This window comes from Prevotella sp. PTAC, from assembly GCF_013166535.1.
Classification (GTDB): domain Bacteria; phylum Bacteroidota; class Bacteroidia; order Bacteroidales; family Bacteroidaceae; genus Prevotella.
Genome location: NZ_JABKKK010000014.1, coordinates 21,329 through 34,104, shown reverse-complemented (window position 1 = coordinate 34,104; position 12,776 = coordinate 21,329). Strand labels below are relative to the sequence as shown.

Annotated in this window: 7 protein-coding genes; 2 read left to right on the top strand and 5 right to left on the bottom strand. The window is 54.6% G+C overall.

Annotated elements, in window-relative coordinates:
• Window positions 1–19: 19 nt before the first annotated feature.
• The 5 genes from cdaA to HPS53_RS11075 all read right to left on the bottom strand — a co-directional run bounded on the left by cdaA (window position 20) and on the right by HPS53_RS11075 (window position 7,113).
• Window positions 20–796 (bottom strand): diadenylate cyclase CdaA, encoded by a 777-nt coding sequence (gene cdaA, locus HPS53_RS11095; protein ID WP_104368650.1) that lies wholly within the window; start codon window positions 794–796, stop codon window positions 20–22.
• A gap of 118 nt (window positions 797–914) precedes the next feature.
• Window positions 915–1,826 carry a dihydropteroate synthase gene (locus HPS53_RS11090; protein WP_172206271.1) on the bottom strand — a complete coding sequence of 304 codons (912 nt, stop codon included), beginning with the start codon at window positions 1,824–1,826 and terminating at the stop codon, window positions 915–917.
• Window positions 1,827–2,005: 179 nt separating this feature from the next.
• Window positions 2,006–4,612 (bottom strand): chitobiase/beta-hexosaminidase C-terminal domain-containing protein, encoded by a 2,607-nt coding sequence (locus tag HPS53_RS11085; protein ID WP_172206269.1) that lies wholly within the window; start codon window positions 4,610–4,612, stop codon window positions 2,006–2,008.
• A gap of 111 nt (window positions 4,613–4,723) precedes the next feature.
• Entirely contained in the window at window positions 4,724–5,776 is a 1,053-nt protein-coding gene (locus HPS53_RS11080) for an acetylornithine carbamoyltransferase (RefSeq protein ID WP_172206267.1), read from the bottom strand.
• A 95-nt stretch (window positions 5,777–5,871) separates the two neighbouring features.
• Window positions 5,872–7,113, bottom strand: a complete 1,242-nt coding sequence (locus HPS53_RS11075) for a glutamate-5-semialdehyde dehydrogenase (RefSeq protein WP_172206265.1) — start codon at window positions 7,111–7,113, stop codon at window positions 5,872–5,874.
• Window positions 7,114–8,052: 939 nt separating this feature from the next.
• Here HPS53_RS11075 and xyl3A point away from each other — a divergent pair.
• Both xyl3A and HPS53_RS12510 read left to right on the top strand, forming a co-directional pair.
• Window positions 8,053–10,641 (top strand): xylan 1,4-beta-xylosidase, encoded by a 2,589-nt coding sequence (gene xyl3A / locus HPS53_RS11070; protein ID WP_172206263.1) that lies wholly within the window; start codon window positions 8,053–8,055, stop codon window positions 10,639–10,641.
• Window positions 10,642–10,770: 129 nt separating this feature from the next.
• Entirely contained in the window at window positions 10,771–12,711 is a 1,941-nt protein-coding gene (locus HPS53_RS12510) for a family 43 glycosylhydrolase (RefSeq protein WP_216651926.1), read from the top strand.
• Window positions 12,712–12,776: the final 65 nt, after the last annotated feature.

Genomic DNA, 12,776 nt, shown 5'->3' with positions numbered 1-12,776 from the left:
AGCCTTTTTACCTTTAAGATTATCCTATCAATTCTCTTGTGAGTATGCTTTCGAGTTTTTCGGCCGACAGCCGTTGTTGAAAAGCCCCGTTGATGGCTGTCGTAATGCTTCCCGTCTCTTCCGATACCACAATTGAGATTGCGTCGCTTTCCTGTGACATTCCCATGGCGGCGCGGTGGCGCAGTCCCAGTTCTTTGGGGATGTCCAGACTGTGCGAGACCGGCAGTATGCAGCCGGCGGCCTTTATCCTTCCTTTTGATATTATCATTGCGCCGTCGTGCATGGGAGAGTTCTTGAAGAATACGTTCTCAATGAGCCGTTGCGTTATGGTGGCGTCTATACGTTCTCCCGTCTCAACAATGTCGTCGAGCGGCGATACACGCTCCATGACAATCAGAGCGCCTTCCTTGCGCCGGCTCATGCTCAGGCACGCAAGTACGATCTGTGTTATCTCTTCCTTCTTTCCTTCCAGTTTTTCATTTGTCTCGGATGAGAAAAGCCGCATCAGCATCTTCATCCGTCGGTTTGTACCGATGCTGTAAAGGAACTTGCGTATGTCGTCTTGAAACAGAATGACGAGACCGATCACTCCGACACTCACCAGCTTGTCCATTATCGAGCCAAGCAGCCGCATCTCCATTATCTGGGAAACGAACAGCCAGAGTACGACAAATACCATTATGCCGATGAACACATTCAGCGAGCGCGACTCTTTCATCAGCCGGTATATGTAGTAGAGCATCAGTGCCACCAGCAGGATGTCTATTGCGTCTTTTATTCCGAATTCGAAAAACATTATAGTCCGTTTGTTGTTTATTTATGTTTGAGTATCATTCTTGCCTGGTGGTATTTCACGTGCAGTGGCTGTTCTGTCAGGCTCATGCCGTGCTTTGCGTTTGGTCGTTGGTATTGTTTTAAAAGTCTTCCGACAGCCCCACAAGCCTCACGCACTCCACCGCCTGGCGCACGTCGTGTACCCTGAGTATCGATGCGCCGCGTGTCAATGCGATGGTGTTTAGTACTGTCGTGCCATTCAGTGAACCGTCGGGAGTGATGCCGAGCGGCTTGAATATCATTGTTTTTCGAGACAGTCCTACGAGTATTGGCAGTCCGAGCACTTGCAACTTGTCTGTCTCGGCGAGCAGTGCATGGTTCTGCTCCACTGTTTTGCCAAAGCCGAAGCCCGGGTCGAGAATGATGTCTTTCACTCCGGCGGCCCGCAGCATGTTAATATCGGCCGCGAAGCCTTTTATCATTTCATGCAATGTGGCACGTACCGACATGAGTATGTACGGCACGCCCAGTAGTCCGGCCATGGTGAACATCGGTGGTATGCTTGTCGCTGTTTCCGGTGACGGTGCCCCGTCGGCCTTTGTTTTTCCCGGTATGGCGTTTCCGGTGGGGGCTATCGGATTGGCGCTTCCGAACGCGCCATTTATATTTCCCGCCGATACGTCATTGATTATTGCGGCTCCATATTCCTCGACAGCCATGCGGGCCACATCCGGCCGGAACGTGTCCACGCTGACAGGCACTCCCGGCGCCTCACGGCATACGATGCCGAGGCCGTGTCGCAACCTGCTCATTTCCTCCGTCTCACTTACCTGTTCGGCTCCCGGGCGTGTTGAAAATGCGCCGACATCGATTATGTCGCCCCCCTGCTCGACTATGTCCTTTGTGCGGGCGGCAATCTCCCTCTCCGTCTGTTTCCGGCTTCCGGCATAGAAGGAGTCGGGCGTGACATTGAGAATGCCCATCACTTTCGGACGGTTGAAATCCATCAGTGTGCCGTTTATGTTTATTGTATAATCTGTTCGCTTGCTCATCGGTGTATGAATACGGTGGCAAAATTAAGCATAATAATCTTAATATGGTGATTATTGAAGTTTTTTTTCTGCAATGATACGGTCAATGCTTGTTATTATAAAACAAAAACGCGCACCGGTCTCTCCGATGCGCGTTTCATTGTATTGTGTGTTACAGGGAATGCCCTTCCCCTCATTGATTACTTCACCATCACCTTGACAGTCTTCACCGTTCCGTCGGCATAGTGCTTGCGGATGATGTTGATTCCCTTGCCAAGAGTGTTCAGACGGACACCGTTAACGCTGAATATCTCGTCACGCACAAGCCCGTCAGAGCCGCCGACATTGTCGATGCCTACCGTGCTTGCGTCATACTTCTTGGAGTTCTCGCCGTTGTTGAGCACGTAGATGTCGTAAACCTGGGCCTTGGTGCTGCCGCTCTTCTGCCATACGCGTACGAAGTACTCGCCTGTCTTGTCGCAAGACACGCGTGTCTTCTTGTAGTAGCGCTGTGTGGATGCCATCGACACGGTACCGATGCTGTCCCATGCCTCGCCGTCGGCAGACACCTGGATCTCGAGGTTGCCCGGATTGCCGTTGTTACCGTTGCCGACGTAAGTAACCACGTCGAACGGAGCGGCATACTTCTCGGTTGTCTCGATAGACGCCGTATAAGGCTCGCCGCTGGTCTTGCCGCCGAATGTGATGCATCCGGTTGTCGGAGTACCGCCAATCATGTCCTCGGCTGTCTCTGCGAAACGGCCTGTTGCGCCATTGCCGACAGCAGCCTCTGCCGTAAGAGTAAGCTCACCTGTTAGCACCTGTCCAGCGCTCTTCAATATCCATCCGTTTGGTGTGTTCGGGTTGATTACGCGAACGGCAGCGGGATCCGGTTTGTAGTAGTATACGATAGAGTCGTTGCCCTGAGAGTCCTTGACGGTCTCGGTGTGGTCAACCTCGTCTGAATAGTATTTCCATGCGTTCTTGCCCCAATAGTAGTAAGCGCTCTCCTTACCGATACCGCCGTTTTCGGAGTTATCCACGAACCAGTCGGCCGAGTTTGCGTCGAAGTGGGTGAGGGTGTCGATACGTATGGTCTGCGCGTTGAGGCTGTTGATTGCCACGTAATCGCTTGCGAGACCTGACTGAACGTATCCCTCGGCAACAGCGAAAGCGTAGATTTCAGTCGGCTCGGCCTTCAGTGTGATAGGCTCGACGTACTTCTGCGCCTTGGCCTTGTCGGTAACCACGCCGTAGCTGTAATAGATTTCGGCGCCTTCGGTTGCGCATGTCAGAGTGACAACGCTGTTGTCGGCATTCTTCTCGATAGAGATTGCCGGAGTGGCAGCCTGTGACATGATAACAACACCGAGTGAGGCAACGCTACTTGGCAAATAACCATCGGCAAGAGAAACGGCCTTCACTGTGCAAGCCTCTGTCAAAGTGAACGGCTCTGTATAGAGTGTGCTTGCCGTTGTAGGCTCGCTGCTGTCTGTTGTATAATATGTCACAGCGCTCTTGTTTGTATTTTCAATTGTGACAACAGTCTCCAAATTCTTGTTTTCCTGAGAAATCAACGGAGCTACGACAGCGGAAACATTTGTCTTTGTCTTGGCGACCATCTTCACCGCATTGCCGAGGATAACGGGCAATATGTCTTGGTTGGCGGCAGCCAGTCCTTCCTCTGTGTAAGGCAGGAAGAGATAAGTGTTGCGGGCCGCATTATGCTGGTGTATGGCGACCGCCTCACCGGCTGTGGCAAGAACGGCATCGTTTGCGAAATACTCACCGAGAGACACTCCGGTGATACCGCCGTCTGTCAACAATTCAAGGCCTGATGTGATATCGAGGTCGGCAAAGAGAGCGTTGTCTGCCATTTCAGTAGGAACAGTGACTGACATTTCCGAAGTAGCTACGGGCTTGCCATATCCCCATGCCTCATACATGGCGGCATTCATGTTGAGTACCGGCTCGTAAGCGATGGCGCTCTTCAATGTGGGAACGATACCTGCATTCGCGGCTACAGACGGAGCGACTACAATAGCGTCATAGTATTGCAGGCTGTCGAGTGTGATGTCGGCAACGGGATCTACCTGAGTCAGTTCCACACCATCGGTGGCACTGAGGAAGATATAGGCCATGTCGGCGTCGATTGTGGCCGCATCTGCTATATAAGCGACTTTCTTCGCTTTCTCCACATCCGGCGCGTCTCCGTCGTCGATGACGATAGACTGGATATCGAGACCACCCATGTCGGTAGAGATGGTGATGTCCACAGAGTCAACGACATCGGCCTTTACCTGCCATACCAATGTGCAGAGACCGTCGGGGCCAGGGCATATGCCGTTTGCCGGTCCGTCGATGTATTCCATGTTGTCATTTCCTTTAAATCCGCGGTCAGTGGCGGTACCGTTGGCAGACTTGGCTACGATTGTGACCTTTTGGCCGGCAGCAAGTTTGGGAAGGCTGAAAGCCATTTTCTTGCGGGCCACACGGATTGTCGTGGGGTCGAGCAGATAGTTGCCGTTGTTTTGCAATCCGCTGGTAGAGAAGTTGATGCCTCTCAACTCTTCGATTACCACCCCGTTTGCCATGAGTTCTCCCGACATCTTGGCATTGTCTTTCCATCCGGTTGTTTCGCCTGTGTTGGCGTCAGTTCGGTTGCTTACCCAGTTCGGGTCGGCGTTCAGGTTGGCTTTTGTCTCGGCGCTGTATCCTTTTGAGAAATCCCATGTCTTGCGGAATTGTGCGTCGACATTGAGAGACATCAAAAGCGAAAACGCCATTAATGTAAACAGTTTTTTCATTTTTTGTAATTTTGGTTTATTGAGTTATTTAGTAGATTAAAATATAGTTGGAGGCCACAAATGTAGTAATAAAATCCTGAATAAACAAATTTTATCCTGTTTTTAAGATACTTACATGCTTTCGAGCATCCTTTTTATCACCACGGAGCAAGATATTTCGCGGTTGGCTGCCTCGGGTATCACGAGCGAGTTTTCGCTCTCTATCACGTCGTCGGTCACTATCAGGCCGCGCCGTACCGGCAGGCAGTGCATGAATTTTCCGTTGTTTGTCACGGCCATGTGGGCCGCGTCTATTGTCCAGCCCGGATCTTTCGACAGGATCTTTCCGTAGTCTTCGGGTCGTGTCACGCCCGGACAGCTCCAATTCTTCGCATATACGAAGTCGGCTCCTTGGAGTGCTTTCATCTGGTCGTACTCGATACGGGCGTCACCGGCAAACTGCGGATCCAGTTCGTAGCCTTCGGGGTGGGTGATGACGAAATCCACGTCTGCGGCGTTCATCCATTGCGCGAATGAGTTTGGCACGGCTTGTGGGAGCGCACGGCAGTGCGGTGCCCAGGTGAGCACTACTTTAGGCCTTTTCGTGGTCTTGGCGGCCGGTTCCCCGCTATTCGTTCCGCAATCCTCACTTTTCGTAAATCCGTTATCCTGACGCTCGCTCACAGGGCGGCAACCGTCCCGGTTCTCGGTGATGGTTATCAGGTCGGCGAACGCCTGCAGTGGGTGCACCGTGGCCGTTTCCATTGCGAAGACGGGCTTCCCGCTATATTTGATAAACTGGTGCAGAACCGTTTCGGCATAGTCGTAGCCGCGGTCTGTGAGGCCGGCAAACGAGCGTACTCCAATCATGTCGCAGTAGCTCGCCATCACCGGTATGGCTTCGAGCAGGTGCTCGCTCTTGTCGCCGTCCATTATCACTCCGCGCTCGGTTTCCAGTTTCCATGCTCCCGCGTTCACGTCGAGCACAATCACGTTCATGCCCAGGTTCATGGCCGCTTTCTGTGTGCTGAGTCTTGTGCGCAGGCTGTTATTGAAGAAAATCATCATCAGGGTCTTGTTCTTTCCCAGATGCTGATATTTGAACCGGTCGTTCTTTATCTCTTGTGCCTCGGCCAGCGCTTGGCGCAGGTCGCCGATGTCTTCCACGTTGATGAATGTTCTCATTGCTGTCTGTCGTTATTGATTGTTATCTCTGTGCCTCTGCCGTGACGGCATGGTCTCATATTGCCGTGCCTGTACGTCAGAGGCTGTCGTTTATTCTATCTCCTTGTTTGTCCGTCACCGTCTATCAGCCACTTGTATGTCGTAATCTCTTCGAGCCCCATGGGGCCTCTTGGGCCGAGTTTCTGGGTGCTTATTCCTATTTCGGCTCCCAGTCCGAACTGTGCCCCGTCCGTGAAACTCGTCGGTGCGTTGACGTATACGCATGCCGCGTCGGCCTGTGAGCGGAACATTGTGGCATGCCTCTCGTCTTCCGTGATGATGCACTCGCTGTGTCCCGAGCCGTACCGGTTGATGTGGGCTATGGCCTCATCGAGGTCTTGCACTGTCTTGACGGCCATTTTATAGTCCATGAACTCCGTGCCGTAGCTGCTCTCGTCGGCCGGCATCAGCAACCCGGCGGGATACTTGCCCCGCAATGCGTCGAATGCCGCTTCGTCGGCGTATATTGTCACCCGGCTTTCCGCCAGCCGCGCGCACAGGTATGGCAAGTCTGCCAGCCGCCTGGCATTTACTATGAGGCAGTCGAGAGCGTTGCACACGCTCACCCGCCGTGTCTTGGCATTATGTATTATGCGCTCGCCTTTATCTCTGTCTCCCGTCTCGTCAAAGTAAGTGTTCACCACTCCCGCTCCCGTCTCGATTACCGGCACCCGTGCCGTGTCGCGCACGAAGTCTATGAGTCTCCTGCCGCCTCTCGGTATGCACAGGTCTATGTATCCCACGGCACCGAGCATCTCGGCCGTAGCCTCGTGTGTGGCCGGCAGCAGTGTGACCGCCTCCGGGCAAACCCCGTGCCTTGACAGCACGCCGTGTATCAGTTTTACGGCGGCCCTGTTGGAGTGTTCCGCGTCGCTTCCGCCTTTGAGCACACATGCGTTTCCGCTCTTGAAACATAGCGCGAAAACGTCGAACGTCACGTTAGGCCGGGCCTCGTATATCATGCCAATCACGCCGAAAGGCACGCTTACACGCCTCAGGCGCAGTCCGTTGTCGAGTGTCCGCTCCGTCAGCGTGCGTCCCAGCGGCGATGGCAGCCGGCTCACGTTGAGCATGTCGGCCGCTATGGCGTCGAGCCGTTCGGGCGTGAGCAGTAGCCGGTCGTAGAGCGGGTTGCCCCGTCCCATCTTCTTCAAGTCCCCGGCATTGGCTTCCAGTATCTCGGTCTTGCATTCGGTAATCGCCGCCGCCACGTCCGTCAGCACCTCGTTTCGTTTCTTGTCGGTGAGCAGTGCCAGACTGCGGCTTGCCGTCTTGGCGGCCGTTAATATTGATTTCATATCGGTAGATTATTTTATTTGGCTGATATACAGAATGCCGATGCCGGTTGTCTTCCGGCAATCGGCATCCGTTATCGTTGTTGCAAAAATAGTGTTTTATTTCCTTTCGGCCAAGTTTTGGTGCCGGTTTTGCTCTTACATTTTGCCTTATCGGTAAATTATCGCATATAATTAGTATGTTTCACCGTATATTTATCGTTTGATGACTTGGGTATGGTGGCGAGACGGTTTTCCGCATCAATGATTTGCCTGTGGTAGGCGTGCCACTGTGCCTGTTGGCTTTCACATCGTCATAATGTCATGCCGGTGAAGTAGGAAAGGCCTGTTCCGATACTATTTTGTACGAATAAAGTCACGGATTTAACACTTTGTTTTTCGTTGAGATAGAAAACGAAGACGATATACACCGCTATATGCGATGCGATATACCGCTTTTCGACGGATGGCGAAAGGCGTTTTTTTCCGCAACGGGATGCCCGTTGGAGTGCGTTCGGTTGCCGGTCGCGTCGCGTTCGGCATCCCGTTGGCTTGCGTTCAGCGTCTGAATGCGAGGCAACGGGACGTTAAACGCAAGAAATAGTGAGGGTAGGTGTGGTGGATATGGTAGGGGATGTGGGTTTATTGGGTGCATTTTGTTGATATACAGATAGTTGTGGAAATCTGTCCATGATTCGCTTATTTTCGGCTGTCGCCTTTTTAATTTTAAACGGTTGAAATATGAGAGGCGTTTTGTAAAGATAATTGGTGGCGGTGCCAAGACCGGTTTTCATTGTGCCGATGCGTTGTTATGGATTTTCATCCTTTGCGTGACAAATTGTCTGTGACGTGTCTTTTTGGTTAAATAACGTAAAAAACCGGATGTGGTATCCGTTGTACACTTGTTTTTGTTAACTTTGTGACTTGAAGAATCTTTATCTTAATAAAAAAAACATGTGGCCTATGAAATCAAGAATATTATTGCTGTCGGCAATGATGTGCGGTGCCATTGCCGTGAGTGCGCAGACACTTCCGTATCAAAATCCAGAACTTACCGCCCGCGAGCGGGCCGTTGACTTATGTGCCCGGCTTACCCTTGAGGAGAAAGCCGCGCTGATGCTCGACGACTCTCCGGCAATACCGAGGCTTGGCATAAAGCGGTGGCAGTGGTGGAGCGAGGCTCTGCACGGTGTCGCCAACATGGGAGGAGTGACTAATTTTCCCGAGCCGATAGGCATGGCCGCCTCGTGGAACGACGCACTGGTATACCGTGTGTTCGACGCGGTCAGCACCGAGGCGCGCGCCAAGTGGAACGAGCTGACGGCCCGTGGAGGCGATGTCACCCGCTTTCACGCCCTGTCGGTGTGGACTCCCAACGTGAACATTTTCCGTGATCCGCGCTGGGGACGCGGACAGGAGACATACGGCGAAGACCCTTACCTGACGGGAGTGATGGGCAGTGCGGTGGTGCGTGGCCTGCAAGGCCCGGAGGACTCCAAGTACCGCAAGCTGTGGGCGTGCGCCAAGCACTATGCCGTGCATAGCGGACCGGAGTGGAGCCGGCATACGGCCGACATCAACAACATATCAGCCCGAGACCTGTGGGAGACCTATCTGCCTGCCTTCAAGACTGTGGTCGAGGATGCACGGGTGCGCGAGGTGATGTGCGCCTACCAGCGTTACGACAACGAGCCTTGCTGTTCGAGCACCAGGCTGCTGCAAGACATACTGCGCAACGAGTGGGGGTTCGACTATCTTGTGGTGAGCGATTGCGGCGCGGTGACCGATATCCACGCCAATCATAAGGTGGCGAGCGACGCCGTGCACTCGGCGGCCCGCGCCACGCTGGCCGGAACAGACGTGGAGTGCGGCTTCGACTATGCCTACAAGAGCGTTCCGGAGGCCGTCCGTCGCGGACTGATAACGGAGGCGGAGGTAGACAAGCATGTAGTCAGGCTGCTTGAAGGGCGCTTCGACCTCGGCGAGATGGACGACCCGTCGCTCGTGTCGTGGAGCAAGATACCATCGTCGGTGCTTGAAAGCAAGGAGCACCGCCAACTCGCTCTCGACATGGCTCGCCAGACAATAACGCTGCTTCAGAACCGGAACGGCATACTGCCGCTTGGAAAAGGCGAGAGGATAGCCGTCATAGGGCCGAATGCCGACAACAAGCCCATGATGTGGGGAAACTATAACGGAACGCCTACGACCACCGTCACCATTCTCGACGGCATACGGCGGGAAAACAGGAAGGTGGTGTACCATCAGGGTTGCGACCTTACCGACAGCCGCATCGTGACCCCGCTTTTCGACGAGTGCTCTTTCGAGGGGCGCAAGGGATTTAAGGGAACGTTCTGGAACAACACCGCACGCGAGGGCAAGCCTGTTGCCACGGAATACTACACGCAGCCTTTTGCCAAGACAACGGCAGGCAACTACCAGTTTGCCCCTGGCGTGAACCTTACTGATTTCAGTGCCCGGTATGAGACGGTGTTCCGTCCAACGAAGTCGGGCGAGGTGGTTATCAACGTGGAGTCGGTAAGTCGTTTCGACGTGGTTGTCAACGGCGAGGTGAAGGTGAGGCACGCCACGTGGCGCACCACACCCACCCGCACGCCTATAAAGGTGGAGGCCGGGCGCGAGTATAAGATAGAGATACACTTCGCCCACATGCCCACTTACGGAGCGAGCATCAAGGTAAACATAGGCACCGAGTCGGAGATTGACTACTCAGACATAATCGGACGGCTGAAAGGCATAGACAAGGTGGTGTTCGTAGGGGGCATCGCCCCGAGTCTCGAAGGGGAGGAAATGCCCGTGGAGATAGACGGATTCAAAGGCGGCGACCGCACTCATATAGAGCTTCCGGCCGTGCAGCGCGACTTCTTGAAGGCTCTCCGTGAGGCCGGCAAGCGGGTCGTGTTTGTGTGCTGCTCCGGCTCCGCCATTGCGTTGAGGCCCGAGACGGAGAGCTGCGAGGCGATAGTGCAGGCATGGTATCCCGGCATGGAGGGCGGCACGGCTGTCGCCGATGTGCTGTATGGCAGGGTGTGCCCGTCGGGTAAATTGCCCGTCACGTTCTATTCGTCGTCCGACCAGCTCGGAGACTTCGAGGATTACCGCATGGAAGGCCGCACATACCGCTACATCCGTAGTTTCAAGCCTCTCTTCCCGTTCGGTCACGGCCTGTCGTATACCACGTTCGACATCGGCGAGGCAAGGCTGTCCTCAACCACGGTGGGTACCGGAGGCGTGACTATGGAAATACCGGTGACGAACACCGGCACTCGCGACGGTGCCGAGGTGGTGCAGGTATATGTGCGGAACCCTGCCGATCCGGAAGGTCCGATGATGCAGTTGCGTGGTTACTGCCGCCTCGATGTCAAGGCGGGAAAGACCGCCACGGCCTCGATAGCCCTCACGTCCAAGTCGTTCGAGTGGTTTGACGGGCAGACGAATACCATCCGTGTCAAGCCCGGAACGTACGAGCTGCTCTACGGCAACTCGTCTGCCGGGGAGGCGTTGAGAAGGGCGACGGTCACGGTGGAATGAGAAACAGGGTGTTGCCTTGCGGCTTTTGTCAGCGTGGCAACACCCCGTTTTGATACGCATATATGCTTCTTTCCGTAATAGACGGGCGAATTTCCCGATACATACAAACTCTTTTTTTATATATATCCAATGTGTAAAAGAATTTTTCATGCACTGGTTCTGGCAGCGTGCGTCACGGCGGCACATGCGCAGAACCCCATAATCCGCAACCAGTTTACGGCCGACCCCACGGCCAGAGTGTTCAACGGGCGTGTATATCTCTTTCCGTCGCACGACATCATAAGTCCCGTAGCGCCGGAGAAACGTTGGTTCGCGATGCCTGATTACCACATGTTCTCGTCGACAGACCTCGTTGAGTGGACCGATCACGGCGTGATCCTCTCTCAGGAACAAGTGCCTTGGGGCGATCCGGCCGCTTACTCCATGTGGGCGCCCGATTGCGTGGAGCACAACGGCAAGTACTATTTCTTCTTTCCCGACGCCCCCAAGACCGAGCCCGGCCGGCGGCGTGGGTTCGGAATAGGCGTTGCCGTAGCCGACGGGCTGTTCGCCCCGAAGTTCGTGCCGCAGGACAAGCCCATAGAGGGCGTTTCCGGGATTGACCCTTGCGTGATGAAGGCGGCCGACGGACATCACTATCTTTTCTGGGCGGCCGGCGGACTGGTTGTAGCCCGGTTGAAAGACAACTTGCTGGAACTTGACGGAGAGCCGCAGCGGATAGGCGGATTGCCCGACGGGTTCAAGGAAGGGCCGTTCGCGTTCGAGCGTGGCGGGAAGTACTATCTTACTTACCCGTGGGTGAGACATGATGGTGGCACTGAGTGCCTGGCGTATGCCATGGCCGACAGCCCCATGGGACCTTATACGTATAAAGGCATAATCATGGGCGAGTCGCCCTCCGGGTGCTGGACAAACCATCACAGTATAGTCATGTTTAAAGACCAGTGGTATCTGTTTTACCATCACAACGATTACAGTCCGTCGTTCGACAAGAACCGTTCGGCATGCGTCGACTCGCTTTTCTTCCGCCCCGACGGCACAATCAGCGAGGTCGTTCCTACACGGCGTGGCGTGGGCGTCAGCGATGCCCGCAAGCCGGTGCAGTTGGACAGGTATAGCGATATAGGAGGCGGAGCCGCCATTGAGTATCATGACACAGCCGACTGTTTCCGCGGTTGGAAGACGGTATTTGCCGGGCGGGGCGCCTGGGTGAGATATAACCATGTGGACACGAAGAGCGGTTGCGCGGAGAATGTATGTCTGCGGGTGAAGACCACGGGCAAGGCACGTTTCGCGTTGCGGCTCGGAAGCTACGAGACCATGCTCGATGTGGACGATACCCGGGGAGAATGGCAGGAGAAGGACATCAGCGTAGGCACGATGCCTGAGGGTGTCAGCGACCTGACGCTGACACTGCAAGACGGCAGGGACGCCGAGGTGGACTGGCTGTCGCTGACCGAACAGCCGCGCGAGAGGTATTTCGTGAAGCCCGCCACAGGAAAGACTTCTCCCGACAGTGACGGATTTATACGCCGGTGGCTGCTGTTGGAGCCGATAGACAAGCCCAACAGGAGCAACACCGTGTTTACTGACAGTTACCTGCGGGAGCACCTCAACATGACTTACTATGACGGACAGGACGCCATGCTGCCAAAAGACGGAAGCCGGGTGACGGCCGGCGGCCGGCAGCTCACGTGGCACGCGATGGAGAGCAACCGCTTCAACGTGAAACTGTTCCGCTTTGCCACGGGACTGGAGAAACGTGAGTATGGAGTGCTGTTCCATGCTGTTACCGTGATAGACTGCGACCGTGACATTGCCGACGTACGGCTTGCGGCAGGCTCCAACTCGGCCTCGATGTGGTGGATAGACGGTGAGGAAGTATTGCTGCTCTCAGGCGACCGCCGCATGGTGAAGGATGATGTGGTGTCGCGGAAGCTCACGTTGAAGAAAGGAAGGCATGTTTTGCGCGGGGCTGTTATAAACGGGCCGGGCATGAGCGATTTCTGTGTGCGCTTCATCGACGGCAAGGGGCGGCCCGTCACCGGTTATAAGGTGACCCTGAAATAGGCAATGGGGCTTCAAGCCACGGTCTTGCACGTTTGGAAAAACAATAATAATGACATTCAATCACT

Excerpts from the sequence above, each read along its gene's own strand:
- cdaA (WP_104368650.1), bottom strand. The coding sequence starts at position 796 with ATGTTTTTCGAATTCGGAATAAAAGACGCAATAGACATCCTGCTGGTG.
- HPS53_RS11090 (WP_172206271.1), bottom strand. The coding sequence starts at position 1,826 with ATGAGCAAGCGAACAGATTATACAATAAACATAAACGGCACACTGATG.
- HPS53_RS11085 (WP_172206269.1), bottom strand. The coding sequence starts at position 4,612 with ATGAAAAAACTGTTTACATTAATGGCGTTTTCGCTTTTGATGTCTCTC.
- HPS53_RS11080 (WP_172206267.1), bottom strand. The coding sequence starts at position 5,776 with ATGAGAACATTCATCAACGTGGAAGACATCGGCGACCTGCGCCAAGCG.
- HPS53_RS11075 (WP_172206265.1), bottom strand. The coding sequence starts at position 7,113 with ATGAAATCAATATTAACGGCCGCCAAGACGGCAAGCCGCAGTCTGGCA.
- xyl3A (WP_172206263.1), top strand. The coding sequence starts at position 8,053 with ATGAAATCAAGAATATTATTGCTGTCGGCAATGATGTGCGGTGCCATT.
- HPS53_RS12510 (WP_216651926.1), top strand. The coding sequence starts at position 10,771 with ATGTGTAAAAGAATTTTTCATGCACTGGTTCTGGCAGCGTGCGTCACG.